Raw genomic sequence first — 26,752 nt, 5'->3', positions numbered from 1 at the left:
ATGTGCAGTTGTCAAAACAGCGATTATTCTGTTAGTGCAGTAATTCCGGCATACAATGCTGAAATGACAATCGAAAGGGCGATTGAAAGCGCTCTCGCCCAAACGTTGCCTGTAGATGAAGTAATCGTTGTTGACGACGGCTCTAAAGACAAAACAGCAAAGCTTGCGCAGAATTTTGGAGATAAGATTACGCTCCACCGCCAGCAAAATGGGGGCGCATCAGCCGCCAGGAACGCAGGTATAAAAAAAGCGAAGTGCCGATGGATTGCTTTTCTCGATTGCGACGACTACTGGCTGGAAGAAAAAAACGAAACACAGATTTCACTTCTCAAACGGCATCCCAAAATCTTATGGTCTGCAGGCGGATATGAAATTTGCCGCTATGAAAGCAGCGAAAAAGCACCTGCCGCAATGAATGACAGCCTTTCTAAAAGCTTCACCTCAAGCTATCTGGATTTATACCCTCAAGGCCTCAAGGGGCACACAAACACTATGCTTATTAAACGCTCGCTTTTAGTGGAGGCGGGTCTGTTTGATGAAAATCTCAGGCGTTCTAACGATATAGATATGTGGTTTCGAGTTGCTTTCCGGCAGCCGGAGCTCGTTTATGTAAATTCGCCGCTCGCTGTTCAGCAGAGGCAGTTCAGTTTTATAACGCGCAGCGTGCAGGATGAGAATATCCCGTTCAGACTCGCAGAAAAACTCTCGGCTCAGGCAAAGGATGCTGGCCTAAGCGAGGAGTTTGCCCCGTGCCTGAGGATAATCCTAAAATGGTGGATAATACTGCTGATTCGCTGCGGAAACGGCAGGGCAGTAAGAAGAATATTAACAGATTACGGGAGCATTTTTCCAACCCGTTACAGATTCTCAAACCGTCTCGGCTCATTCCTTCCCAATATTTATTACCATTATCTTCAGCATAAGATACCCGGATTAAAAGATGCGGGCAAAATGGGGGATATCTGATGCAGCCTGAAATTTCTGTGATTATGCCGCTTTACAACAAAGAGAAGACTGTAAGAAGGGCTATAGATTCGATTCTCGCTCAAAGCTTCAAGGATTTTGAGCTGGTGATAGTTAATGATGAATCAACCGATTCGAGCAGGGAAATTGCCGCTGAATACAGCGATGATCGAATCAGGATAATAGACCGTGAAAACGGCGGCTCAGGAGCAGCGAGAAATACCGGAATAGAAAACGCAAATGCGGACCTGCTGGCCTTTCTTGATGCAGATGATCAGTGGCTCCCTTTCTATCTTGAGAACGCCTGCAATGAGATTAAGCGGGCGAACGTGGGAATCGTGGGCACAACTTACTACGAATTCCCCAAGGGCATTGATGTTGCGGATAATTTAGGCAAAAGCGCTTTGCGCGAAGGTATAGGCAGAATATCTTCCCGCGACAGTACGCTGATAGCCTTTGAAAGGCTTCAGTTTTTCCACGTTGGCAATTCGCTCGTGAGAACTGATCTTGCCCGCAGCGTACGCGGATTCGATAACAAAAAACGCAACGGTGTTGACACTGTTTTCTTTTATAAACTGCTTGCAAATGCCGAATATTCTATCATTACTCCCTCTGCTGTGATCCATCACCGAGATGCAAGCGGACTTTCAAACAAAGTGCCTGTTCAATTGCCGACGATATTCTTAGATCCTTCCTGCATACTCAATTTCTGCCCGAAGGAGCTGCGCGGGAAGATGGAAGAGGTGATCAGTTACGTTTCGCTGATGGAGGCGAGAAGACGTGCGAGGAGGGGAATGAAGGCGGATGCAGAATTTCTTTATCAGTCTTTTCCGCGAATGAAGGAATTTCCCAAGCTCTATTCAAAGCTTCAGCGTGAGATGGCTTTCAGCTTTTACTTCAAATACTGGACAGCGTTTAAGCGTTTGATTGGCCCTCCTGTGCGGAGATTCTGCCGTGAGAGATGTGGCGGCAGCAAATTTCACAAACTTGAAGATGTGCTTAGGGAGGCAGGCGCCGGTGAATGAGAAGAGACTGAAAATATCCGCTGTCTTGCCGGCATACAACTCTGCTGAAAGGATAGGCAGAACCATACAAAGCGTTCTTTCCCAGAATCGCCCGCCGGATGAGATTGTCGTTGTTAATGACGGCTCCACAGACCGTACTTCACAGGTTGTTCGCAGTTTTGGAAAGAGAGTTAAGCTGATTGAGCAGCAAAATCAGGGAGCAAGCGCAGCGAGAAACGCAGGGATAAAGGCCGCAGAAGGCGACTGGATTGCTTTTCTTGATTCCGATGATGAGTGGCTGGAAAGGCATCTGGAAACTCAGGAAAGAATCCTGCTTGAAAATCCGTTTCTCGTTTGGTCTGCGGCGAACCACATAAACAACCTCGAATCTGAAAACAAAAGCTTCCCCTTCACCGACCCTGCTGCAGCAAAGGAAATGCTCAACGGCAAAGATTACCACCAAAGCTACTTTAGGGCGTTCAGAAAGCAGGCGACAGGCTGCACTGATACGGTCGTTATTAAGCGGGATGTCTTATTCGAAAGCGGTCTTTTTCGAGAGCAGCAGAAGATCGCAAATGATCTTGATATGTGGTTTCGAATTGCCCATAAATACCCCAGTATAGGCTATTCGCCCGAGCCGGCAGCGATATACCACCTAGACGCCGAATGGAGCATAAGCAGAAGGCTCTGTACGATTGAAGAATTCAGCGACCTCCTCCGCCGGCATATAAAACTTGCCCAAGAGGCGGGCAGCCTTGAAGCTTTTTCTGAGCATATCGGGTGGCAGGTCCCGGCGTGGTGCAGGGCGAGTCTTTTCGATAAAAGGGCATATCAGGTTAGGCAGTTTGCAAAGCAGTTTTCTGATTACCTCCCCGCGTGGAAATATTTTGTTATAATGACTCTCACGATAAACCCGGGGCTCACAATGAAAGCCTTGCGTGCAATATCGAGAGTGGTGCGGAAAACAGGTCTCAGGAAAAGGGCAGTAAGGCCTCCTAAGAGAATCGATGAGTGAAAAGCCAAAAATATCCGTGATAATACCCGCATACAACAATGCTGAGACCATCAGCAGGGCGGTGAAGTCTGCGCTCAATCAAACGCTCGAGCCTCTGGAGGTTATAGTTGTTGACGACTGCAGCACAGATAACACAAGCGAGGTGCTTAAAAGCATTGAAGACAGGATTCGCTTTATTCAGAGGCAGCATAACGGCGGACCCGGGGCTGCGAGAAACGACGGAATAAACGCAATGAAGGGTGAGTGGGCGTCTTTTCTTGATGGAGATGATGAGTGGTACACGGAGAAACTCGAAATTCAGGCAAGATTTCTGAAGAGAAATCCCGAACTGCTCTGGTGCGGTACTAATTATATTATAAAAAAAGATGGGCGGGAAAGCGCTGCAGTACACAAAACCGCCGGTGAGTTAAAAGGCGAATACTTCTCCCTTATGAACAAAGGACTCATCTCCAGCTCCACGATTACCATTATGATAAAGGCTGATGTTTTCGAAGTGTGCGGACTTTTTAAGCCCGAGGTTTACAGAAACGAAGACCGAGACCTTTACTGGCGGATTGCGATGGATTTCCCTGAATACGGCTTTATAAATAAGCCCCTCTCTGTTCAGCATATGGGCAGAGGCAGCGAGGAAGCGATGGCAAAAAGGGCGGCCGCCAAAGACGGCAGATATCTCTTCCCCCTGATAGACAGCAGTCTTGAAAATGCCCGCTTGAAGGGCAGATTTGAGGATTTTAAGCCGTTTGCTGGTAAAATTGTGCGGAATGCGATGCTGTCTATGGTGTTTCTGGAACTTTGGGAATCATTCCGTAAAGCAGAAGAAAAATATTCCCATCTATTGCCGTATTACGAAAGGGCTGCGCTCAGTGTTTGCAGAATTTTTCCGTTCTGTTCTCCTGCTATGAGAGCCGCATACAGGGTTCTTCGTATTGCAGGGCTTGCCGGCAGCGACAGGTTTCTTGACTACTGGAAATATATCAAAGCTAACGGTTTGTCCGGCGAGGAGGAAGGATGAGCAAAGCAGCTGTCGGCATACTCACTTTCAACCGCTCGATAGAGGTTCAAAGGGCGATAGATTCTGTGCTGCCGCAAATGGGCGAGCAGGATGAATTAATAGTTGCTGATAACAACTCCTCCGATAACACTGAAGAGGTGATTAAGAAAAATTATCCGCAGGTGCGGTACATTAAAAACACCTCAAATCTGGGCGGCCCGGCAGGACGGAATGAAATCTTCAAAATCTGCAAGTCTGATTTTATAATCAATCTTGATGACGACGGCTGGCTTGAAGAGGATGCTGTGGAAAAGGTGAGGGAGGCTTTCGATTCAGACCCTGCTCTCGGAGTTGTCGTTTTCCGGCAGCGTTATCCCGAAAGCGGCAGCGGGGCAAGGCAGTTCGAACAGGCGGGCAGAGAGCCTGCTCATTTTTATGAAGGCGTATGTGCTTTTCGTATGGAGATGCTTGCAGATGTAGGGCTTTATCCAAACGATTTCTTCCAGTACCACGAAGCGCTCGACCTTGGCATCAGGATTCTCGATTCAAAATGGAAGATGATTTCATGCCCAGATGTAGTTATGTGGCATCCGAAGGTCGGCGGGGGCGGGGCAAACGAAGACGGGCGCTGGGATTACTACAAATTCCGGAACTACTTGTACGTAGTAATCCGCAGATTTCCTTTCCCTGAGAATATCATTTTCTTTCTGCGAAAGCTCGGGCTGTATCTCTTTTATGCCCTCAAACATAAGACCTTGCACAAATTTTTCGCTGCATTGAGAGATGTTCTGAAAGCACTGCCTTCCTGCAGGGAGTACGGCAAGGTCAGCAGGCAAACCGTTCGCAAGTATTATAAGGTTATGAAGAGGGTTGAGCGTGAGATGTTTGATTAAAAAAGGCCCGCCCCGTTTTCGGGCGGGCCCTTGTCTTTAGTTTAGCAAAATCTCCTTAATTTAACGAAACCACATTATCTTAGAACGCCTCAGTCCTGCACTCAGTCGAGCGCCATTTTAGGTATCGTCTTCGTCGGCCCCTCGAAATTCTCTGAGCTGCAGGGTGCGTTTGAATGTCTTGGCCGACGCTTTGAGAAAAGCGCCGGCGGTCCACAATAAAACGTATCCTCTAACAGTCCGCAAAGGACTGGTTGGCATCAATTCAGTTTTCAGTAGAACATATTGAAGCTGTTGGCTGGTATCCCGCCCGCTTCAGCGGTTGCGAAGCTTAGGAGAGCAAGAGTTGCTGCGAAAAGGAGTACAAGGAGGATAAATACAGCGACTTCTGCCCCCTCAAGATGATTGCCGCCTTCAAATCGTGTTAAGTTGTGCTTTCGGCCGCTCATTGCTAACCCTTTCACTTAACTTCCTTCTACCTTCTATACTAACATATTAAATCCCATGTTCAAGGGCTTTCTGTATTTTTATTGAGCTGCGATGAATTTAATCCTGCAGGCCTGTAATCTGCCAGTTATCGGCTATGATTGCCAAATGAGCCAAATTTACGCTGCATTCTGCTCCGAGCATTTCTTCCATACCGCTGCCGAGGCAGTCATAGAGCCAGTTTTCAGCTGCAATCTCAAGATCTGCCAGATTTACTTTGCAGTCTTCGTTTATATCGCCCTGAGCGGGGGATATGCTGCATACAGGCTCAATTTCAGCGAATTCAAAACGCTGATTATCATTCCCGCTCCCTGGCCACTGAATTATATTAGCTCCATCATCTGAGGATACTGAGCTTACATCCATCGCCTTTTCGCTGTTTTGTGCTGTGAGCGAGAATTTCCCATCCTCGCTGGGAACAAGCCTCCATTTCTGGCTTGTATGGCCTGTGTAGGATAACTGCTGAAGGCTTGCACCGTTCCCGGCAGACTGGTTTTTCACAGAAAGGCATTTATCCTGAGCGTGTCGGGGTGTTATGCGGAAGAAGCCTTCCTCTGCATCTTCCAGTTTCCATTGCTGATTCTCACCGCCGGAGAAACTGTTTTGCTCAACATTTGCCCCGTCTGCGGAGCTGCTTCCGTTAACTTCGATGCACTTTCCGCTGTGCTGCGGGGTAATTCTGTACCAGAAGCCGGGTTTTGGTTTGTTTCCGATAGTCTCAGCCGGCTGTACAAAATTTTTCACTACAAATGTATGAATACTGTTTTCCGCAATCTCTGCGGTGAATGATTTGCCGGAAATGGCTATGTCGCTTTTGCGCTGATATTGCTCGCTTGAATCAGCGAGGGTGCGCCAGTTTTTTACAGGGCCTTCTGCTGCCTGAAAGGCCGATAAATCGAAGGTGTAGTTCTCAGTTTCGCTGTCGTTTACCACAACGATCACGAGCCTCTCCTTTTCAGGGCTGCAGCTTACAACCATATCTTCTCGTCCGCTGTTCAGGATTAGGTCTCCCTGCTGAATTTTGCGGGTGAACTGAGCGAGAGCGAAGAATTTGTTTTCAGCCTGCCCAACCCAGCTGTTTGGCAGGTTTGCATCAATAAGCCCCCAGTTTGCCCAGTCCAGCGGCTGCCAATAGCACCATGCATTGGGGTGGAGGTAGCGAAAATCAAGGCATATATTTTTTGCCATTTCGATTCCTGTCAGATCGTTCCCGCCATACTCGCTGTTCCACAGCCTCTTGCCTGCATTCCTGTAGTAGAGCTCTTCTCTTGGTCCGTTTGTCCGTTGATAGCCGTGCACGTTTGTCTGACCAATTTTTGATTTTGTCTCAGCCTTGAAGGCGTCGAGGGTGCTAAGTGCCATCGAGAAATGTGATTCATCGGAAGCGGATATTTTCAGTTCAGAAAGACCGCGGGAATCCAGCTCATTTCGCAAAAGGCTGATAATTTGAGCCTGCGAGGAACGGTCGAAATGACAGCCTTCCTGATTATTATCAGCATCCCACCAGTCTGCGATTGGTTCGTTGAAGGGGTCAACGGTAGTGAAGCTTACTCCGAAATGTTCTTGGTAATACTTCGCTACAGTGGCCATATACACTGCGTGGTCATCGAATCTGTCCTGAGCGAGATTGTCTTCGGAACCGGATTCTGAGCCGGAGGGGTTGTTATTTTTGCACATCCACCACATCGGCGAGTTGGAGAAAAGCTCAAAACGGTTTGCACCTCTGGCCTTGGCTTTCTGGAGCATCTGCCGCTGCCGGTCATCGACAGACCAGTCCCAGCTTGCAGAATATGGATCGCTGCTGAGCCAGTCTATCCAGAAGCCTTCCATCTGTCGTGTGTCATGAATATTAGGCGATTCCTGCATCTCAGTGCCGTTGATTGAATTCCAGCTGCACGCACCGGCATTATAGCGAACGATATTCATTCCGAGCCCGGGCAAAGATTTCCCGTTTAAATCGGTATAGTCGTAGGTGAAAAGTATATCTGCAAGGTCGTGGCGGTGGCCGAATTCAGCCGCCCACCAGCAAAGCGAACAGCCCCATCCTTCCCATTCTCCCCAGCAGGTGGATTTATCTATAACAACATTCTGAGCAGACCAGCCCATGCACGGAATAAACAGCAGTAAAGCTGAAGTGAGTATTGATATGCCTGATTTTTTCACGGTATCCCTTTCGATTATATCAATATAATACGATTAATGCCTTTGGGTGGGCAGATTATATATCTTGAGAAGGGCGGAATTTTTTAAAGCTCGCTGTCGAGGATTCTTGAGCGGACTGATGATATATCCACCATAAAGCGCCCGCTCTCAGGCTGCTCACCGGTGGGGAAGCCCTTGCCCAGATATGCCCAGTTGGCAATTGGGTGGTGCGAGATTTGCCTGTATGAATGGTTGTTCATTTTTGCTCTGCTGATCGAGCCGCCTGTGAATATATTTATGGTGTTCCAAGATTGAGGCTTAAGCTCTCCAAGAACCTGATCATTGCCCTCAAATCGCATATAAACGGCATTCTGCCTTGCCACCACTTCTACAGGTACGTCTCTGTCGCCGAAGCTGCAAAGCACGGTTTCCTCCTCAGCGAGCATCTTGAAAGTAAATTCGAGCTGCAGGTAGTCGCCGTACTTTCTCGTGTTGTAGTCGAAATCAAGCCCTGCGGAGGATTCCCCGTTGAAATACAAAAATTTCCTGCCTGCTTCAGTTCCGTATTCCACTGTCCCCGCTTGGCTTTTCTCCGGCAATGTAAATTTTTCCATTAGCTCCTGATCTGTCGGGTCCATATTCAGGATAAGTTCTTTACTTTCGGGGATTGGTTTGTCTCTGGAAGCTTTGCGTTTGAGCTCCCAGAGAAGTCTTTTATACATCTCGCTAAGATATTTCTTATCTGCAGGCGTACTGTAGAGCTTGAGAGCCCTGATATCTCCTGAGAAGCCTGCTTGAGAGTCTGAATTTCCGATTACAGCTTTTGAGCCGGAAAGTCTGCCGAGTTTATCTTTGGGGTATTTCTTTTCGCTAAGTTTTTCGCCTGAGGCATAAAAGGTTATTTTACCCTCAAGAGCATCAAGCCTTGCCCCTACACATTGCCACTGATCGAGATTTTCAATCACTTCAGACTCTATCTCATCCACCTCAGGGAGAACCATAACCTGCCTGCGGCTTTCGATTTTCCAGATAAATCCGCCTTCCTCGGTTCTGCAGTCTAAGATTGTCCCCCCGTTGCCGGTGCGAACCCAAGCACTCGCTGCAAATCCTGTTTCATCGATCTCGAGTTCTTCTTTGGTGTCAATCCTTTGGCCGGAGCTGAAGTGGTAGTAATTTCCTCTTTTCTGGGGTCTTTCAGTATCAGGGAAGCCCTTCGAACGCGGGTATATATAGTACTTCTCCTCTTTCGGCATCTGCATTACCGCAATCTTAATTGCCTGATTCTCGATCCCGCTTGTATAGGAAACAACGAGTCTTTCGCCCCTTATAAAACAGTGCGGATTAAAGGCAAACGGGTCTGTCCTTGATATCGTTCGGCCTGCTTCAAAATCGAAGTTTGGGCCGTGTTTGCAGAAAATAGCAAGGTTGTCGTGAGCGGTTATATCCTCCGAGCGCCCTTTGTATTTCGAATCATTGGTAACGAGGAAGTTTCGCGTAAGCTTTTCGGACTGCTCAAAGCTTTCGGCCTGATTGAAACCTCTCACAGGCGTTTCTACCATATTGAACGGAAATTTCTGGGGATAGCTCCAGTGCTTGCCCCAGTCTATGGATTCTGCGTATATGCAGCTTGGGTCTTCCGGATTGAACTGGGGTTTGATGAAGGCTGAGAGCTTTGTTTCGCCGCTTCGCCAAACAGCGGCATTGAAATCGCCCTTAGGAAGGGGCTTTATTTCGCCGATTTTCTCCCAAGTTTTGCCTTCATCTTTTGTCTGTGCTGTGAGAAGCGTCCTGGAATCCTTATCCAGAACGAGGAAGTTTGCACCAGCTACACCGGCATTTACTATAAAAGGTGTTCCTTGCAGAGTGATATCGGAATTCTTATCAAAGCCTTCAATCTTCGGATAAACGGTTTTCTCGGGCTCGTCCATTTCATCAAAACGGGAAAGTGCAAGCCTGCCGGAAGATGTTTTCCAGAAGAGCCAGAGGCTCCTTCCGTAAATGAAGGGTTCTGCTCTCTTGCCGGAGCTGTCGGATTCGAAAAGCTTTTTCGGCTCAGACCATCTCCTAAGGTCTCGGCTTACGCTGTAGTAGATGTCATTCTTCTCAAACTTTTCATCTCTGCTGTTCCAAAAGCAGTACCAGCCTCCTTTGAACCATACTACAGAGCTGCCGTCGTTGAACCTGCCTGTCTGCTCCGAGCTTCTGATCACCCTGTACTTATGGAGATCCGGCTGGTAAACTTCATAATTCCGCCAAGGTTTGCCTATGGCATCAATCGAAGCTGCAAGCAGCAGAAGTATAAGCAGCCGTTTCATATTTCACCTCCGAAAGCTAATTATCATCGAGCCCCAGATCCACTGATCTTGCCCCGTGGGTAAGGGCTCCTATGGATATTCTGTCAACGCCCGTTTCAGCTACAGCGCGCAGGGTTTGTTCGGTGATCCCGCCGCTGGCTTCGAGCTCTTTGTTTGGGGCGGTTTCGTTTCGCACTTCAACAGCGTAAGACATCTGCTCGGGGCTCATATTGTCCAGAAGGATTATATCAACGCCCTTTACCTTGAGAACAGTATGAAACTGCTCTGCAAGCTCATCAACCTCAACGCATACAAATTTAACCCCTTCCAAGGCCTTGCTCATATCTACGAATCTTCTGAGCTGTGATTCGTGGTCTTCACCGAGGTGGGCAAAGTGGTTGTCTTTGAGCATAACAGCATCAGAGAGGTTGTAGCGATGGTTGAAGCCGCCGCCGCATCTGACGGCAAATTTCTCCAGCTCACGCCAGCCCGGAGTGGTTTTGCGGGTATCGTAGATGCCTGCACCTGTGCCTTTGATAATGTCAACGTATCTCTTTGTTGCCGTTGATACCCCGCAGAGCCTCTGGAGGAAATTCAGAAGAACCCTCTCTGCGCTGAGCATTGCTCGAAGAGGCCCGTAAACAGTTGCGATGGATTCGCCTTTCTTTGCAAAGTGCCCATCGCCAGCGAAGAACTCAATATGAAGCTCGCTGCTGTATTCCTGCAGAACAAGCTCTGCTACCTCACGCCCGCAGAAAACCAAGTCTTCCCTCGCTCTGAGGTATGTTCTCGCGTTGCTGTCTGGAGGTATTGTTATCCTTGTGGTGTGGTCGCCCCCGCCGAAATCTTCTTCAACTGCGAATTTTATCAGCGGCAGGACTCTTTCAATCTCTATTGGTTTAATTTTCATCTCATCTTTTTAATAACGGCAAGTTTCTTTGCCGGCTGCCCTGCGAGCGGCGTTCTTAAAATTTATTCTTAACAGCTCTTCTCAGGAGCACCATAGCCATTGCTTCAATAGCCTCGCATCTGCCCACAGCACCCATACCTTCGTTTGTTTTGGCCTTTATGTTTACCTTCGCAAAGTCCGCACCGCATATATCTGCAATGCTCCTCTTTATCTGCTTCTTATAAGCAGAAAGGTTGGGTTCTTCAGCCTTTATTACTATATCAATATTAACGAATTCCCATTTCTCCGATTCGGTTATCTCTATTACGAACGAAAGCAGCTTTTTGCTGTCTATATTGTGGTATCTTTCGTCGCTGTTCGGGAAAAATTCGCCTATATCACCAATGCAAGCAGCCCCGAGTATGGCATCTATTACAGCATGAATCACTACATCCCCGTCGCTGTGGCCTACGAGGCCCTTGTCAAAAGGGATTTCAACACCTCCGAGGAACAATTTTTCGTCCTCGTCGAGCCTGTGGATATCTGTACCCAGACCCGTTCTGTATTCAAAGGTTGTATCAACTACTTTCACAGCACACCTTTCGTACTTGGTATTTCGTCTCCTGTAACTTTCACCGCAATTCCAAAGGCCTGTCCGAGAGCCTTGAACACGGATTCAGCTATGTGATGGTTGTTCGTTCCGTAAGGCACATTTATATGCATATTTATTCTCGCAGAATTTGTGAAAGACCGCAGAAATTCTTCCAGCAGCTCCACATCAAACGAGCCTATCCTGCTGCTCGAAAATTGCACATTATACGCAAGGAAAGGGCGTCCTGATATATCAACAGAGGTATTCGCCAGGGCGTCTTCCATAGGAACGCTTGCCCAGCCGTATCTGTTAATTCCGCGTTTATCGCCCAGAGCCTCGTTGAATGCTGTGCCAAGGCAGATTGCGGCATCCTCGCAGGTATGGTGGCTGTCAACTTCATAATCTCCAGCGGCTTTGACAGTAATGTCAATCCCGCTGTGTTTGCTTAAATGGGCAAGCATATGGTCGAGAAAACCGATGCCGGTGTTGGCTTTGCAGATGCCCTTCCCGTCCAGATCGACGCTCAGGTTTACCTGCGTTTCGGTGGTTTTGCGGTTTATCTCTGCCTTCCTTTCAGACATAACTTTTCTCCTAAAGGGCTGGTAGTATCGTGCTCAGGGTGTCGAGCAGTTTGTTGTTTTGATTATTTGTTCCTACGGTAATCCTAAGCTTATCTCGAAGACCGTCAAGGTCGAAATAGCGAACTATGATGCCTGCTTCGAAAAGCTTATTGTATATCTGCTTTGCTTCTGGATGCTGGGCCAGCACGAAGTTTGTATGGCTCTTATTCACCTCAAAGCCGAGTTTCACCAGCTCAACGCGAAGCGTTTCTCTCTGCTGTTTTATCTTTTCAACCGTTTTGCGGAAGTAGTTCTGATCAGCGAGGGCTGCGGAGGCGATCTCCACCGAAAGCCGGTTTACGTTGTACGAATCGCGCACCTTATTGAGCCCTTCAAGCAGATTCTCCGATACGATCCCGTATCCGAAGCGAAGCCCTGCAAGCCCGTACCCCTTAGACATAGACCTGAGCACGATTATATTGTCGAATTCTTTCACAAGCGGTGCGCAGCTTGCCGGAGCGAAATCCACATACGCCTCGTCTATCAGCAGGATTCCGAGCCCTTCAAGCCTTGCCGCAAGCATTGAGATTCTGTCAGGCGTGATGAAATCGCCTGTGGGGGCGTTCGGATTGCACAGGATGCTCAGCGAAGCGGATATCTCTGCGATTTTCTGCACGGCCTCATCCGGCTGATATGTTACTCGAAGTGCCGAGCAGCCCTGAATACCTGAAAGCTCGTCGTAGAGTGAATAAGTGGGCGATGCCCAGCATACGTTTCGTTTTTCATCTGTGAAAGCCCTGAAAGCGAGCGTGAGCAGTTCATCTCCGCCGTTGGTGCAGATTATGTTGTCTATGCCGACGTTGTTTACCTCAGCGGCAATCTTGCGGAATTTATCTGCCGAGGGCTGAGGATATTTGCGAAGCTCGTCCGGACTGAAGTTTTTAAGGGCTTCTCCCGCCTTTGGAGATGGCCCGTATGCATTCTCATTGGTGTTGAGCTTTATAACATCATTTCCTGCCGGCTGGTAACCGGGAACATAGGCCTCTAAATTTTCAATATTTTCTCTGAAATAGCCCATCATTTGTTCCATAAATAATCTATGAGTTTTGCAAGCTCTTTCCGCAAATCTCTTCTGTCTATTATCATATCCACGAACCCGTGTTCAAGGAGGAATTCGCTTCTCTGAAATCCTTCAGGCAAATCAACGTTTATCGTCTGCTTGATAACTCTCGGGCCTGCAAAGCCGATAAGGGCTCCGGGCTCTGCTGCAATAATATCGCCCAGCATCGCAAAGCTCGCTGTTACTCCGCCTGTTGTGGGGTCCGTGAGGATGGGGATGAAAAGCCCTCCCGCATCATCGAGCCGGGAAAGGGCGGCGCTGGTTTTTGCCATCTGCTGCACCGAGATTACCCCCTCGTGCATCCTTGCTCCGCCGCTGCATACCACCATTATCAAAGGCACTTTTTCCTCAACAGCTCTTTCTGCCGCTCGGCAGAATTTCTCGCCTACTACCTCGCCCATTGAGCCCATCAGGAAACTCGAATCCATAACTCCGAGGATCACCCTTCGGCCTTTTATGAATGCGCGCCCGATTTTTACTGCCTCTGTGGAGCCGCTTTTTTCGGCATCTGTTCTGAGTCTGTCTTTATAGCTCGTTCCCCGGAAGTGAAAATTCAGAGGGTCTGAGCTGATCAGCTCAGAATCGAACTCTTCAAATGAGCTTTCATCTGCGAGCTGTTTTATCCTTGTATCGGCATCAATGCGGAAATGCTGACCGCATTCTGTGCAGATATGCATATTCGAAGCTACGGCCTTGCAGTAGAGCGTGTTTTTGCAGCTGCTGCACTGCATCCAAACGCCTTCTGGCATTTCAAGCCGGGGGTTGAGCGAAAAACCGCCCCAGTTAGACCTTGGTTTTTTTGCCATAAATTTTAATTCCCTGCTGAAGGTTTTATAAGGCCTCTCAGTTAACTTTGAACCGCTAATTATGCTCAAGCGGACTGAGCTTTAAGAGAATAATTATATTCATACAAAAGCCTATTTCGAGAAAAAAACAATTAGTAAAACGAAGTCTCCAACCCTTTTAAAGCCTTCGCCGGAAGATTTAGAAGGTTTCTGTATTATTTTTTCCTGCATCTACAGTGAATTTATTGTATATTTTACTGTTCAAAAATTTATCCGCTCTTGTATAATCGGGGCAGTGAAAACTTATTCAGGTTTGTCTTTGATAAATTCAAAAAGTTCTTTTCAATGTCGGGCAATGTTTGGAGCAAATTTCCTTTATTGCAGAAAGTTTTTTTGAGCAGTTCTTCTTTGAGATAAAAAACAGAACACCTCTGGAATAAAGCTGTATGTAAGATCCTGTTTGGCAAGGGCTTATGCGAACAGAACTGCAGCCGGGCATTGTAATGTAAAAACTGCACAGTTAAGGCCTGTAGTTTTTTCTTGACAAGGGGGCTGTTTTTTTATATTTAATCTGCTCTGTTTTGCAAAATGAATTAAGCCCCGCCGCTTGCGTTAAGCCGTGGGGCGATAGTTTTTAGTGGTAAAGTACTATAAATTTGACAGCAAACATATATAAACGGAGATAATAATGCAGCCAGTAAAAAAGACGAGTCGTTCCCGCACTAGGACAAGAAGAGCTCATCACGCCCTTCGCCCTGTGAACTACTCTGTATGCCAGCAGTGTGGCGAGTCTAAGCTGCCTCATGCGGCCTGCGGAAACTGCGGGTACTACAACAAGAAGATAAGTATTGATATCGATACGGAGGCCGCAAGCTGAAAATGCGAGTTGCCTTGGACGTAATGGGCGGAGACGGAGCTCCCGGGGTTAATATTGAAGGAGCCCTGCTCGCTGCTAAGGAAATTGAAAAGGGCGATGCCATATATCTGGTAGGCCCCGAAGAGATTGTTAAAAACAAACTCAGTGAATTCAAAAATGCCTCTAAGTTTGACAATCTTGAGATAATCCACGCACCGGAAGTAATCGGTATGGAAGAACCTCCTGTGGAGGCGATTAAGAAGAAACGCAGCAGCTCTATTGCTGTTATGGCGAAGATGGCGTCCAAAGGTGAGGTAGATGCTATAGTTTCTGCGGGCAATACAGGAGCCTGCGTAGCTGCAAGTCAGCTCAGAATGAGAAATCTTCCCGGCGTGAACAGGCCGGGTATTGCAGTTGTTTTCCCTACAAAAACAGGCCCGCACGTTGTATGTGATGTTGGGGCGAATGTGTCCTGCAAGCCGATCAACATATATCAGTATGCGATTATGGCAAGCGTTTATTCAAGTCAGATGCTTGGTATAGAAAAGCCGAGAGTGGGGCTATTGAGTATAGGTGAGGAGGAAAGCAAAGGCAATGAGGTTACAAAGAAAACACGTGCGCTTTTAAGAGACGATGAAGACCTAAACTTCATTGGAAACATTGAAGGAAGGGATGTTTTTAAGGGTGTTTGCGATGTTACAGTTTGCGAGGGTTTTGTTGGTAATATTGTGTTAAAGCTAACCGAGGGGCTTGTTGACCACCTCTTCGGGGCTATAAGAGATGAACTGAAAAAAGAAAATATGCTCTTTGCCCTTAAATTCAAGGGTATGATGAAGCGTTTTTACAAGAAATACGACTATCATGAGTATGGAGGTGCGCTGCTTCTGGGCGTGAACGGAACTTCTGTTATATGCCACGGGTCGAGTGTGCCACGTTCTATAAAGAATGCAGTGCTTGCAGCCGAGAGATTCACAAACAAACAAATAAACGACCAGATAGTTGATTGGCTGTCCAGCAGGTCTGTGGAGACTCCGCAATGAGCAATAATAATCCAAAAGTACAATTGCCCTCAAGGAGCGCAGTGATCGCCGGAACAGGTTCGGCGCTTCCGGGGAATATCCTTACCAACGATGATCTGACAAAAATCGTAGAAACCAACGACGAATGGATCACTACAAGAACAGGAATCAAGGAAAGGCACATAGCCGGCGAGAATGAAACCACCGCTTCACTTGCTGCTGAGGCTGCAAGGAAGGCGCTTGAGCAGGCCAGGATGGATCCTGAAGAGCTTGATTTAATAATAGTTGCCACGGTTACACCGGAGATGGTTTTTCCCTCGACTGCATGTTTTGTGCAGGCTGATTTGGGAGCGAAGAATTCAGCGGCGTACGACCTTTCTGCCGCATGCAGCGGGTTTGTATTCGCCCTTATGACAGCGGCCAACTGCATAAATAACGGTGCTTTGAATAATGTGCTTGTGATAGGTGCTGAAACGCTCAGCAAGATAACCAACTATAAAGACCGCGCAAGCTGCATACTTTTCGGAGATGGGGCAGGGGCGGCTGTGGTTAAGGCCTCAGACGAGCAGGAAAAAGGGATTTTGTACAGCAATATGGGCTCAGACGGCACAGGCTGGACTGCCCTGAACTGCCAGGCCTATGGCTCAAAGTATCCCGCGGATAAGCCGCTGGAGGATGAGGCCAAGAAATATATGTTCATAAACGGCAGAGAAGTATATCAGCTCGCCGTGAGAAAGATAGTGGAAACAGTAGAAGACTGCCTTGATAAAACAGGCCTCAAAAGCGAGGATATTAAGAAGGTTGTACCGCATCAGATGAATGCGAGAATAATCGAATCCAGCGCCAAGAGGCTCGGTCTTACTCAGGACCAGCTCTTTGTTAATATAGATAAAACCGGCAACACCTCGGCAGCTTCAATACCAATCGCCCTTGATGAATGTAACAGGGCAGGCCATATTTCCGAAGGCGACTACGTAGCACTGGTTGCATTCGGTGCAGGCCTTACCTGGGGCGGAAACATCATTAAATTTTGATTGAAGGCGTTTGATATGAGTATAGCGTTTATATTTCCCGGGCAGGGATCGCAGATTGTTGGAATGGGCAAACAAACCGCTGAAGATTTTCCTGAAGCAAAGGAGATCTTTCAAAGGGCTGATGAGGCAGTGGGCTGGAAAGTTTCTCAGTACTGCTTTGAAGGCCCTCAGGACGAGCTCAATAAAACCAGCATCTCCCAGCCTGCTATATTTGCAGCAAGTGTTGCGATGCTGGAAGTAATCAAGAACAGAACAGCTCTTAAGCCTGATGTAACAGCGGGGCTCAGTCTTGGTGAATACACCGCTCTATACGCAGCCGGTATGCTGAGCTTTGAAGATGCAGCGGTGCTTGTTCAGCAGAGAGGCGAGGCAATGCAGAAGGCAGCCGAAAATTCCTCGGGCTCGATGCTCAGCGTTCTCAAGCTTGATGAGGATAAGGTTATGGAGGTAGTGGAAAAGGCGCGGCAGGGCGATACTCTCGTAGCGGCGAATTTCAACTGCCCCGGACAGATTGTCCTCAGCGGCAGCCCTGAAGCCTGCAGCAGAGCAGCAGAGCTGGCAAGCGAGATGGGAGCCTTGAAAACGGTAGAGCTCGCGGTAGCCGGAGCGTTTCACTCGCCGCTTATGCAGCCCGCAGCAGATGCCCTAAGAGAAGCCTTAAACAGCAAAGAGATTGTTCTGGGCAAAGCTAAGGTGATTTCCAACGCCTCAGCGGAGTATTATTCCTCTGCTGAGCATGTTCGAGATGGGCTCTGCCTCCAGCTGACAAGCTCTGTATTGTGGCAGAGATGTATGGAAAGGCTTATCGAAGACGGAACAGATGATTTTTACGAGATCGGCCCGGGCAGGGTGCTCACCGGTCTTATGAAAAAGATTGACAGAAAACAGAAAGTTACGAATCTAAGCAATGCAGGCTCAATAAAGAAATTTATCGAGAGCCTTGAAGATTGATTGGATTTGAGAAGGAAAGTTTGATATGTCAGAGAAAAGATTAGCAGTAGTAACAGGTGCGGCAAGAGGAATCGGCCGCGCTATAGTTCTTGAGCTGCTCAGAGAAGGAAGAGCCGTTGCAGGGCTCGATATAAATCAGGAACAGCTTGATGAGCTTAAGGAAGTGGTTCAGAAGGAAGGTTTTGAAGTAGAAGCAAGGCTTTGCGATATAACAAACCTTGATGAGCTTACAAAAACCCTTGATGAGCTTTCCGAAGCCTACGGCGGCGTGGGAATCCTCGTAAACAACGCAGGTGTTACCCGAGATAAACTTATGATGCAGATGGAAGAACAGGATTACGACATCCCGCTGAACGTGAACCTAAAGGCCGCTTTTATGGCTACAAAGACCGTTCTCAGAGCTATGGTGAAGAATAAGTTCGGAAGGGTTGTTAATATCAGCTCGGTTGCTGGTGTTATGGGGCAGGCAGGCTCTGCAAATTACGCTGCGAGCAAGTCCGGCCTTATCGGCATGAGCAAGTCCCTTGCCAGGGAAGTGGGCAAGAAGAATGTTACGGTAAACTGCATCGCTCCGGGATTCATTGAAACTGATATGACCAGCGTATTGCCTGATTCGGTTAAAAATGCAGCCAAGGCTGTGATTCCGATGAGAAAATACGGCAGACCGGAAGACGTGGCAAAGGCTGTAGCTTTTCTTTCAAGAGACGAATCAAGCTACATTACCGGACAGGTGCTTTGCGTGGACGGCGGGATGGCGATGTAGCCGGAAAGTGTCCAACCGCTAAAATAATGTTAAAATTTAATAAGATTTCATTTGAATTTGGATTACGTGTCGGTATTATACCGCCGCAGGATTTGGAAACAGAAAAGAAACTTTCTAATTTATTAGGAGAATAGAGAATGGAACGTCAGGAAGTATTCGAAAAGGTCGTTGAGATTGTAAGCGAGCAGATGGGTGTGGACCCTGAGTCTATCACTGAAGAAACATCTTTTATCAATGATCTAAACGCGGATTCGCTTGACACAGTGGAACTGGTGATGGAATTTGAGGATGCATTTGATACCAGCATTCCTGAAGAGGAAGCTGAAAAGATCCAGACCGTCAGCGCTGCTGTTGATTACATTTTGAAAGTAGCAGAGTAACTCGATTAAACCAAGCTTGATTATGGATAAACGTAGAGTTGTAATAACCGGGATGGGCTGTGTAACCGCCTATGGCGAGACAGTTGACAGTCTGTTTGATAACCTCTGTAAGGGCAATAGCGGCGTCTCTAAAATCGAAGGGTTTGATCCCTCCGATTACGACGTGAAGATAGCCGGTGAGTGCACAAACTTCGATGTAAGCAAATACATTGAACGCAGAAAAGCCAAACGCCTTGACAGATTCAGTCAATTTGCTCTTGTAAGCTCGATGACAGCTTTTGAAGAGAGCGGTTTAGATTTGTCTATTCCGGAAGAAGCCGAGAGAACCGGGGTCTTGATTGGCTCTGGCATCGGCGGCATACAGGAAATAGAAACTCAGCATAAAAGGCTTCTTGCCAAAGGGCCTTCGAAAGTTTCAGCATTTTGTGTGCCCAAACTAATGGTAAACGCAGCTTCAGGATGCGTGTCAATTGAACTCGGAGCCAAAGGACCGAATCTTTGCGTTGTTACAGCTTGCGCTTCTGCAGCTCACTCCATAGGAGAAGCTTTCAGAATGGTACAGGACGGCGATGCCGACGTAATGATTACAGGCGGAAGCGAGGCGGCAGTTTCGCCGATAGCGCTTGCTTCTTTCTGTTCGCTCAAATCATTGAGCACGCGGAATGATGAGCCCGAAAAGGCCTCACGCCCGTTCGATGTGGAAAGAGACGGATTCATACTCTCTGAAGGTGCCGGAACTGTGATACTCGAGGAGTATGAGCATGCGGTCAAACGCGGGGCAAAGATATATGCCGAGCTTGCGGGCTATTCAGCCACCGGCGATGCCCATCATATCACTGCTCCTCTGCCGGATGGTGCGGGAGCGGCAAGAGGTATGAAACTTGCCCTCAATGATGCGGGAGTTAATCCCGAAGATGTGGATTACATCAATGCCCACGGGACAAGCACTCAGCTCAATGACATTGCTGAAACACTCGCAATAAGGAGCGTATTCGGCGAACATGCAGACAGGCCTGCAATCAGCTCCACCAAGAGCTGCACAGGGCATTTCCTTGGAGCAAGCGGGGCGATAGAGCTGATTGTTTCGGCGAGGTCAATAGATGATTCTATAATTCCGCTTACTGCGAACACAGAAAATCTCGATGAGAAATGCCTTCCTCAGCTCAACCATATACTTGGTGAGTCTGTGCAAAGGGATGTAGATGTTGTGCTGAGCAATTCGCTCGGTTTTGGCGGGCACAATGCCTCACTGGTTCTCAAGAAGGTGAAATAAGTTTTGTATTGAAAATAAAAGCCCCTTAATCAAGGGGCTTTTTAATGCTCTGAAATTCTTATTGAAGCGGGATTTTCAGTTCCTTCACTTTTTTTCCCACGGCTTTTGAATAAAAATCTTTTCCCTTGTCTAAGTTGTTTTCGATAGTTTTTTCAAACAAGCTTCCCACTACTACTCCATCCCCTGCAAATGCAATTTTCTCCGCATCCTCAGGCGAGGATACTCCAAATCCCATGCAGACAGGCAGTTTTGTATGCTGTTTAATCTGGCCAGCGTGCGCCGCAACAGATTCGGGATCGAGCCCGCCTGTTCCTGTAATTCCCACGCGGTTGATCATATAAATAAAGCCCTCTCCTGCCTTGCATATTGTTTCAAGTCTTGCCTCATCGGTTGTGGGGGCGGCGAGTTTAATCAGCGCAAAATCTTCTGCGGATGAATGTTTATCCCTGATTGATTTGAAGTCTTCTGATTCCTCATGCGGCATATCAACCGCCAGAAGACCGTCTGCCCCTGCCTCAAGTGCCTCTTTGATAAACCTTTCATACCCAAACCGGTAGATTGGGTTGAGATATGAGAAGATGATAATCGGCTGATTGTAATTCTCTCTCAAGGCTGCTGTCATCTGGAGTATTTTGCTCAGATTCGCCCCTGCCTTTAAGGATCTCGCAGAAGACCGCTGTATCACATCGCCGTCGGCGGTGGGGTCTGAGAAAGGAATGCCCAATTCGAGTATATCAAGACCGTTATTGAACATCTCCGATACCACAGCAAGCGAGCCTTCCATATCCGGATCGCCTGCGGTGATAAAGCCGACAAGGGCTTTAGCATTTTCGTTTTTGAGTTTAGTAAAGGTGTCTTTAATTCTGCTCATTTTATTATCCAAAGCTGTGTTGTTATTATTATCTGCTACATACCAAGAATAGATATCGCGCTGGTGAGGTCTTTATCACCTCTTCCGGAGAGGTTTACCAGCATATTTTTGCCCCTGCCCAGCTCGGCAGCGTATTTAACTGCATAGCTTATCGCATGCGAGCTCTCCAGAGCGGGGATAATCCCCTCCTTTTCCGAAAGCAGGCAGAAGGCGTCCATAGCTTCGCTGTCGGTGATTGTTTCGTATTTTGCCCTGCTGATTTCTTTCAGTATGGCATGCTCAGGCCCTACGCCGGGATAATCCAGCCCCGCTGATACCGAATAGGCCTCGCTGATCTGTCCGTATTCATCCTGAAGCACGTAAGACTTAGACCCGTGCAGAATTCCCACAGACCCGTGTGTGAGGCTTGCCGCATGCTCACCAGTTTCGATCCCTCTGCCCGCAGCCTCAACTCCTACAAGCTCAATATTATCGTCTGCAAGGAAGGGATAGAATATGCCCATCGCATTGCTGCCTCCGCCAATGCAGGCAACGATTGAATCGGGCAGCTTTCCGGTGTCTTCGAGCATCTGCTCCCGAGCCTCCTCGCCGATAACCTTCTGGAAATCGCGTACGAGAATTGGATAAGGATGGGGCCCCGCAACAGTTCCGATAACGTAAAACGTATCTTCAACGGCGGTTGTCCAGTATCGAAGGGCGGCGTTCATTGCGTCTTTGAGCGTGCCTGTCCCCCCGTCAACTTGAATCACCTCAGCACCCATAAGCCGCATTCTGTCAACGTTGGGCTTCTGTCGTTTTATGTCCTCCCTGCCCATAAACACCTTGCACTCCATTCCCAGCAGGGCGGCTACTGTAGCAGTAGCTACGCCGTGCTGGCCGGCGCCGGTTTCAGCAATGAGCTTGCGCTTGTTCATATATTTTGCGAGCAGTCCCTGCCCCATAGTATTGTTTATTTTGTGTGCGCCGGTATGAACGAGATCTTCGCGTTTGAGGTATATATTTGCTCCCCCAGCATATTCGCTCAGGTGAGAGGCAAAATAAAGCGGCGAAGGCCTGCCCACGTATTTCTTAAGCAGTTCCGACAGTTCGCTCTTGAAGCTTTCATTCTGCATATATTTTTTTCTCGCCTCGTCCAGTTCAAGGATAGCGGGCATAAGCGTCTCGCCAACGTACATCCCGCCGAACTGGCCGAAATGACCTCTGCTGTCCGGATAATTGTAATTGTTGTTCATTCTAAAAGATCCTTTTTATTTTCCGTTCGTATTTAATTTCCTGCATTGCATTCCCGAGGGTGTCAAAAAGGCTCTTCACCTTGCCCATATCCTTTACTCCAGGGCTCGATTCCACTGCACTGCTAAGATCAATGCCGTCCGGGTAAGCCTCGCTTATTGCCTGCGTGAGATTCTCTTCGTTTATCCCGCCTGCAAGGAGAAACGGGCGTTTGCCTGATATGCACTTCGAATCCCCCCAGTTCCATTCCAAAGCATTCCCGCCCGGAAGCTCGCCGCTGCCTGATTCCAGAAGAAGGGGAAAGCCTGTGAATCTCTCTGTAATAAGATCCATGGCTGCCTCAAAAGCCTTCAGCTTTTTGATTACTCCCAGCCCCTTTTCTTGGAGCTGTTTTGCAAATTCCGGCGTCTCGCTGCCGTGAAGCTGAAACCAGTTAATCCCTGTTTCCCTGTGAATCTCTTCTATTTGCTCAAGGCTTTTATCTACAGTAACTGCCACAACAGGCCTTTCCCCCGCTGCTTCCTTAATCTGCTTAGCCAGAGCCGAATCCACGAACCTCGGGCTCTTTTCGTAGGACACAACACCCACAGCAGACGCTCCGTATTCAAAGCATCTTACTGCATCGCAAGGGTTTGTAAGCCCGCATATCTTTACCTGCAATCCAGATAGATTCACTGCTTCCCCCTGAGCTCTCTTATAAATTCCACAGGGCTGCTGCTTCGCATAATGCTTTCTCCTATCAGGAAATTTGATATTCCGTAATTTTTTGAAAGCTGCACATCTGCTATCGTGTTGATCCCGCTCAGGGCAACCGGAAGCTGGTATCTCTCGAGTTTTGAGGCCAGAGATATAGCGTTTGATACGCTGGTTTCAAAAGTTTTGAGGTTTCGGTTGTTTATGCCTACAATTCTCGGGTCTATATCGGAGATCCGGCTAAGTTCGGCCTCGTCGTGGATTTCTACCAACACATCAAGCCCGATTTCCCTCGCTATGTGGTAGTATTCTGAGAGCTGCTTGTCTTCCAGACAACCCACAATAAGCAGTATTGCATCTGCCTTAGCTGCGGCAGATTCATATATCTGATACTCTGTTACGATGAAATCCTTACGCAGAACGGGAAGCGTTGAAGCCTGTTTCACGCTGCGCAGGTCTTCAAGCGAGCCGTTGAAGTAGTCCGGTTCTGTAAGCACGGATATTGCACATGCCCCGCCTTCTTCATAGGTCCTTGCGGTTTGAGCAGTATCAACGCTTTCTTTAATAATTCCCTTGGAAGGAGATCGGCGTTTGATCTCAGCGATTATATTTATTGCATCAAAGTCCTGTTTCAGTGCCCTGAAGAAACGTCTCTTGGGTCTGTCGGAATCAATCTCCGCCTTTATAGATTCAATCGGCCTGTTTTGCTTGTCTTGCGCAACAAGCTCAAGCCGCCTTTCCACAATCTCCGCTAATATGTTTCTCTGCTCTGTTTTCATTATGCAAACTCCGCCAGTTCTTTCAGTTTATTCTTGGCCTTGCCCTGATCGATAACCTCTTCAGCAATTTTGATTCCTTCCTCTATCCCTTCGGCCTCTCCGCCCGCAGTGATTGCGAAAGCCGCATTTATTACCACAACATCCCTTGCAGGGCTCTTACTGCCTGAAAAAATATCGTCTATTATCTCAGCATTCTGCTGCACATCACCGCCTTTCAGTGATTCGGGTTCTGCATAGCTTCCGAAATAGATATCCGGATAAAGCTCATATGTCTTCACTGTCCCATTGTTCAGCTCGCTTATGCGGGTGGAATCGCATACGGAGATCTCATCGAGCCCGTCATTGCCGTGGACGATAAATGCCCTCTGGGAACCCAGCAGATTCAAGGCGTTTGCGAACATCTCTGTAAGCTCCGGTGCAAACACGCCCAGAAGCTGGCGTCTTGTGCCCGCAGGATTGGTAAGAGGCCCAAGCATATTGAATATGCTTCTTATCCCGAGTTCTTTTCTCGGGCCGGCGGCGTGTTTCATTGACGAGTGAAACTTTGGCGCAAAGAGAAATCCTATCCCGATCGTGTCCACAGCATCGGCCACAATTTCAGGCTCCACGTCCAGATTAACCCCGAAGGCTTCAAGGACATCTGCGCTCCCGCATTTGCTTGAAACGCTCCTGTTACCGTGCTTGGCAACGCTTACCCCCGCTCCGGCGGCAACGAAGGCAGTGGCGGTGGAGATGTTGAACGTGCCTAGGCTGTCTCCGCCTGTCCCGCAGGTGTCTATATGGTTAGAGGCGGTAAGCTGCATCTTTCTCGCCTTAGCACGCATAGCCGAGGCGGCTCCAGCCAGCTCTTCAAATGATACCCCCTTGCAGGCAAGTCCCATAATCAGAGCTCCCGTCTGAGAGCCGGTAAGATCGCCTGAGAGCATATGATCGAAAAGCTCTGCAACCTGCCTGCGGGATAAATCGTTCTTTGCAATTAAATTATTCAGTACATCAGAAATCATCGTTCAATCTCCCTTAAATTAATGCCTCGGCGAATCTGCCTGCCCCGCCGTCTTTATCGGTGAGCAGTTTGGCCTGATTTATAAAATTCCGCAGCATCCTTTTGCCGTGCGGACTCATTATCGATTCCGGATGAAACTGCACGCCTTCGGTGAAGTGGCTTCTATGGCGAAGCCCCATAATCTCACCGTCTTCGCTCTCAGCGGTTATCACCAGCTCTTCCGGCAGCGAATCTCGGTCAACCACGAGCGAATGATATCTCATCGCCCTGAATGGTTTCTTGAAGCCGGAGAATATTCCCTTGGCATCGTTTGTTATCTCGGAGGTTTTTCCGTGCATAATTTTTCCCGCGCGTATTATCTTTCCGCCAAATGCCTCAGCAATAGCCTGATGACCAAGACAAACCCCCAGAATCGGAATCTTTCCGCTGAATTTTTTTACCGTTTCAACGGAAATTCCCGCATGAGACGGCCTTCCCGGCCCGGGTGATATTACTATTGCCTCAGGATTCATCTTCTCTATCTCAGGGCAGGTAAGGGCGTCGTTTCTGTAAACCGCAGTTTCCGCCTCAAGCTCCCTGAGATACTGCTCAAGATTATAGGTGAATGAGTCGTAATTATCTATTAGAAGTATCATTGCTCAGCCTTTCTTTTCTATTAATTAATGGCTTCCCGGGAGCATAACTTCCTCTATGAAAGTTAGAGCTCTCTGGATAGACATAGATTTATTAACTGTTTCGATATATTCGCTCTCGGGATCTGAATCTGCCACTATTCCTGCCCCTGCCTGTACTGTAACCTTATCTTTTTCCACAACAGCAGTTCGTATCGTAATAGCCATATCCATATCCCCGTTGAATGAGATATAGCCTGCGCAGCCGCCGTATGGGCCTCTGGGCTCCTCTTCCATCTCGCCGATAATCTCCATCGCCCGAACCTTCGGAGCTCCTGAGAGCGTTCCTGCGGGAAAGGCAGCACGGATGAGGTCGAAGCAGTCTTTCTGCTGCCTGATATTGCACTCAACATTCGATACAAGGTGCATAACGTGCGAATACCGCTCCACTATCATCAGGTCCGTTACCTGAACGGTGCCGGTTTGGGCGATTCGTCCGAGGTCGTTCCTGCCGAGGTCCACAAGCATCAGGTGCTCAGCACGTTCTTTCTCGTCTTTTAGCAGTTCATCGGCGAGTTTGCGGTCTTGCTGCTGGCTTGCTCCTCTTTTTCTCGTGCCTGCAATCGGCTTCAGAAAAGCCTTATCGTTTTCAAGGCGAACCATCGTTTCAGGGGATGAGCCCACAAGGGTTCTCTCATCTATATCGATGAAGAACATATAAGGCGAGGGGTTAATATAACGCTGTGCCCTGTAAAGCGAGAGCGGACTGACCCGGTGTTCACATATAAAGGGGTGCGATATCACAGCCTGAATTATATCGCCTTCTGCTATATGCTCCTTAACCTTCTCCACCTTTTCCATAAATTCTTCTTTGCCGCAGGTCGGCTTCACTGAGAAATCCCCGTCGTCCTTGGCTATTGTGGAAACTGCCGGGGTTTGAAGCATATGCCTTACCGAGATTACCTTATCAGCGGCCTGCTTATAGGCTTGCTTCGGATCGGAGACCTCTTCTTTGAAGGCGAGGGCGGCGCATATTGAGGTGTGTTTTGAATTATCGAAAGATATAATCACCTCCGGCACTACAAAACAAGCAATTGACTTATCTTTTTCGAGCTTGTTGGGGATTTTTTCAAAGAAGCTCACCATCTCGTAGTTCATATATCCCACCAGGCCGGCTGGCATCCTTTCAATTCTGCTGATATGTGCAAGATTATACTCTGATGAAATCTTCCGCAGAACATCAAAAGGCCGGCCTTCATGGGCGATGGTTTCCTTGCCGCTCGTGCCTGTGATCACAACGTTTTCAGCAAACACCTCCACCTTCTTGTGAACGCCTATGCCTATGAAGCTGTATTTGCCCCAGCGATCTCCGCCTTCAACGCTCTCGAGCAGGAAAATCCGCCCTTGGTAGGCGTCGTAAAGTTTTGCGAACAGAGATACAGGCGTCTCCATATCAGCAAGAAATTCCGAACATACCACTCCCACGCTGTTTTCTGCAAACTGCTTCTTAAACTCATCGAAATCGGGGAACTTGTCTAAATTCATTTTAATATAACCT

General features: G+C 48.1%; 27 protein-coding genes. 12 read left to right on the top strand and 15 right to left on the bottom strand.

What is annotated here, in order from left to right:
- Genes STSP1_RS03900 through STSP1_RS03880 form a run of 5 tightly spaced genes read left to right on the top strand, consistent with a single transcriptional unit; the run spans window position 1 to window position 4,866 of the window.
- Window positions 1–966, top strand: coding sequence for a glycosyltransferase family 2 protein (locus STSP1_RS03900; RefSeq protein ID WP_085755094.1), 966 nt, complete (start codon window positions 1–3; stop codon window positions 964–966).
- Window positions 966–1,988 carry a glycosyltransferase family 2 protein gene (locus STSP1_RS03895; protein ID WP_085755093.1) on the top strand — a complete coding sequence of 341 codons (1,023 nt, stop codon included), beginning with the start codon at window positions 966–968 and terminating at the stop codon, window positions 1,986–1,988. The genes STSP1_RS03900 and STSP1_RS03895 overlap by 1 nt, the downstream gene beginning before the upstream one ends.
- Window positions 1,981–2,982 carry a glycosyltransferase family 2 protein gene (locus STSP1_RS03890; RefSeq protein ID WP_161491597.1) on the top strand — a complete coding sequence of 334 codons (1,002 nt, stop codon included), beginning with the start codon at window positions 1,981–1,983 and terminating at the stop codon, window positions 2,980–2,982. Before STSP1_RS03895 ends, STSP1_RS03890 begins: the two co-directional genes overlap by 8 nt.
- On the top strand, window positions 2,975–3,994 hold the full coding sequence (locus STSP1_RS03885; protein WP_085755091.1) for a glycosyltransferase family 2 protein: 1,020 nt from the start codon (window positions 2,975–2,977) through the stop codon (window positions 3,992–3,994). Before STSP1_RS03890 ends, STSP1_RS03885 begins: the two co-directional genes overlap by 8 nt.
- Window positions 3,991–4,866: a glycosyltransferase family 2 protein gene (locus STSP1_RS03880; RefSeq protein WP_085755090.1), complete on the top strand. Its 876-nt coding sequence runs from the start codon at window positions 3,991–3,993 to the stop codon at window positions 4,864–4,866. Before STSP1_RS03885 ends, STSP1_RS03880 begins: the two co-directional genes overlap by 4 nt.
- 269 nt (window positions 4,867–5,135) lie before the next feature.
- Here STSP1_RS03880 and STSP1_RS12385 read toward each other — a convergent pair whose 3' ends face one another.
- The 8 genes from STSP1_RS12385 to accD form a co-directional block, all read right to left on the bottom strand.
- The gene (locus tag STSP1_RS12385; RefSeq protein WP_123806972.1) at window positions 5,136–5,327 is read right to left on the bottom strand and encodes a hypothetical protein; all 192 of its coding nucleotides are present in this window, start codon (window positions 5,325–5,327) and stop codon (window positions 5,136–5,138) included.
- Window positions 5,328–5,409: 82 nt separating this feature from the next.
- On the bottom strand, window positions 5,410–7,512 hold the full coding sequence (locus STSP1_RS03875; protein ID WP_123806971.1) for an RICIN domain-containing protein: 2,103 nt from the start codon (window positions 7,510–7,512) through the stop codon (window positions 5,410–5,412).
- Window positions 7,513–7,595: 83 nt separating this feature from the next.
- On the bottom strand, window positions 7,596–9,806 hold the full coding sequence (locus tag STSP1_RS03870; protein ID WP_085755088.1) for a sialidase family protein: 2,211 nt from the start codon (window positions 9,804–9,806) through the stop codon (window positions 7,596–7,598).
- A gap of 16 nt (window positions 9,807–9,822) precedes the next feature.
- Window positions 9,823–10,695, bottom strand: coding sequence for a carboxylating nicotinate-nucleotide diphosphorylase (gene nadC, locus STSP1_RS03865; RefSeq protein ID WP_085755087.1), 873 nt, complete (start codon window positions 10,693–10,695; stop codon window positions 9,823–9,825).
- Between the two features lie 55 nt (window positions 10,696–10,750).
- Window positions 10,751–11,266, bottom strand: a complete 516-nt coding sequence (ispF, locus tag STSP1_RS03860) for a 2-C-methyl-D-erythritol 2,4-cyclodiphosphate synthase (protein WP_085755086.1) — start codon at window positions 11,264–11,266, stop codon at window positions 10,751–10,753.
- A complete protein-coding gene (gene hisB / locus STSP1_RS03855) occupies window positions 11,263–11,847 on the bottom strand; it encodes an imidazoleglycerol-phosphate dehydratase HisB (RefSeq protein ID WP_085755085.1) in 585 nt (194 codons plus the stop codon). Before hisB ends, ispF begins: the two co-directional genes overlap by 4 nt.
- Before the next feature lie 10 nt (window positions 11,848–11,857).
- Window positions 11,858–12,916, bottom strand: coding sequence for a histidinol-phosphate transaminase (hisC, locus tag STSP1_RS03850; protein WP_085755084.1), 1,059 nt, complete (start codon window positions 12,914–12,916; stop codon window positions 11,858–11,860).
- Window positions 12,904–13,752: an acetyl-CoA carboxylase, carboxyltransferase subunit beta gene (accD, locus tag STSP1_RS03845; protein WP_085755083.1), complete on the bottom strand. Its 849-nt coding sequence runs from the start codon at window positions 13,750–13,752 to the stop codon at window positions 12,904–12,906. Before accD ends, hisC begins: the two co-directional genes overlap by 13 nt.
- 667 nt (window positions 13,753–14,419) lie before the next feature.
- On the opposite strand from accD, the gene rpmF reads away from it, so the two are divergent.
- From rpmF to fabF, 7 genes are all read left to right on the top strand, one after another.
- The gene (rpmF, locus tag STSP1_RS03840; protein WP_085755082.1) at window positions 14,420–14,608 is read left to right on the top strand and encodes a 50S ribosomal protein L32; all 189 of its coding nucleotides are present in this window, start codon (window positions 14,420–14,422) and stop codon (window positions 14,606–14,608) included.
- Window positions 14,609–14,610: 2 nt separating this feature from the next.
- Window positions 14,611–15,627: a phosphate acyltransferase PlsX gene (plsX, locus tag STSP1_RS03835; protein ID WP_085755081.1), complete on the top strand. Its 1,017-nt coding sequence runs from the start codon at window positions 14,611–14,613 to the stop codon at window positions 15,625–15,627.
- Window positions 15,624–16,640: a beta-ketoacyl-ACP synthase III gene (locus STSP1_RS03830; protein WP_085755080.1), complete on the top strand. Its 1,017-nt coding sequence runs from the start codon at window positions 15,624–15,626 to the stop codon at window positions 16,638–16,640. The genes plsX and STSP1_RS03830 overlap by 4 nt, the downstream gene beginning before the upstream one ends.
- A 15-nt stretch (window positions 16,641–16,655) precedes the next feature.
- Window positions 16,656–17,591, top strand: coding sequence for an ACP S-malonyltransferase (gene fabD / locus STSP1_RS03825; RefSeq protein WP_085755079.1), 936 nt, complete (start codon window positions 16,656–16,658; stop codon window positions 17,589–17,591).
- A 25-nt stretch (window positions 17,592–17,616) separates the two neighbouring features.
- Window positions 17,617–18,354: a 3-oxoacyl-[acyl-carrier-protein] reductase gene (fabG, locus tag STSP1_RS03820; protein ID WP_085755078.1), complete on the top strand. Its 738-nt coding sequence runs from the start codon at window positions 17,617–17,619 to the stop codon at window positions 18,352–18,354.
- A 137-nt stretch (window positions 18,355–18,491) separates the two neighbouring features.
- Window positions 18,492–18,734: an acyl carrier protein gene (gene acpP / locus STSP1_RS03815; RefSeq protein ID WP_085755077.1), complete on the top strand. Its 243-nt coding sequence runs from the start codon at window positions 18,492–18,494 to the stop codon at window positions 18,732–18,734.
- A gap of 22 nt (window positions 18,735–18,756) precedes the next feature.
- Window positions 18,757–20,007 (top strand): beta-ketoacyl-ACP synthase II, encoded by a 1,251-nt coding sequence (fabF, locus tag STSP1_RS03810; protein WP_085755076.1) that lies wholly within the window; start codon window positions 18,757–18,759, stop codon window positions 20,005–20,007.
- A gap of 58 nt (window positions 20,008–20,065) precedes the next feature.
- On the opposite strand, the gene trpA is transcribed toward fabF, so the two are convergent.
- The 7 genes from trpA to STSP1_RS03775 are packed head-to-tail and all read right to left on the bottom strand — an operon-like array spanning window position 20,066 to window position 26,739.
- Complete coding sequence (gene trpA, locus STSP1_RS03805) at window positions 20,066–20,878, bottom strand: tryptophan synthase subunit alpha (RefSeq protein ID WP_085755075.1); 813 nt, start codon at window positions 20,876–20,878, stop codon at window positions 20,066–20,068.
- Window positions 20,879–20,913: 35 nt separating this feature from the next.
- Window positions 20,914–22,110 carry a tryptophan synthase subunit beta gene (trpB, locus tag STSP1_RS03800; RefSeq protein WP_085755074.1) on the bottom strand — a complete coding sequence of 399 codons (1,197 nt, stop codon included), beginning with the start codon at window positions 22,108–22,110 and terminating at the stop codon, window positions 20,914–20,916.
- Between the two features lies 1 nt (window position 22,111).
- A complete protein-coding gene (locus STSP1_RS03795) occupies window positions 22,112–22,783 on the bottom strand; it encodes a phosphoribosylanthranilate isomerase (RefSeq protein ID WP_161491596.1) in 672 nt (223 codons plus the stop codon).
- Entirely contained in the window at window positions 22,780–23,580 is an 801-nt protein-coding gene (trpC, locus tag STSP1_RS03790; RefSeq protein ID WP_085755072.1) for an indole-3-glycerol phosphate synthase TrpC, read from the bottom strand. Before trpC ends, STSP1_RS03795 begins: the two co-directional genes overlap by 4 nt.
- The gene (gene trpD / locus STSP1_RS03785) at window positions 23,580–24,584 is read right to left on the bottom strand and encodes an anthranilate phosphoribosyltransferase (protein ID WP_085755071.1); all 1,005 of its coding nucleotides are present in this window, start codon (window positions 24,582–24,584) and stop codon (window positions 23,580–23,582) included. Before trpD ends, trpC begins: the two co-directional genes overlap by 1 nt.
- A 13-nt stretch (window positions 24,585–24,597) precedes the next feature.
- Window positions 24,598–25,218, bottom strand: coding sequence for an anthranilate synthase component II (locus STSP1_RS03780; RefSeq protein ID WP_085755070.1), 621 nt, complete (start codon window positions 25,216–25,218; stop codon window positions 24,598–24,600).
- A gap of 24 nt (window positions 25,219–25,242) precedes the next feature.
- The gene (locus STSP1_RS03775) at window positions 25,243–26,739 is read right to left on the bottom strand and encodes an anthranilate synthase component I family protein (protein ID WP_085755069.1); all 1,497 of its coding nucleotides are present in this window, start codon (window positions 26,737–26,739) and stop codon (window positions 25,243–25,245) included.
- Window positions 26,740–26,752: the final 13 nt, after the last annotated feature.

Origin of the sequence: Sedimentisphaera salicampi, from assembly GCF_002117005.1 — a bacterium.
Lineage (GTDB): Bacteria > Planctomycetota > Phycisphaerae > Sedimentisphaerales > Sedimentisphaeraceae > Sedimentisphaera > Sedimentisphaera salicampi.
This window is presented reverse-complemented; position numbering and strand designations above follow the sequence as displayed.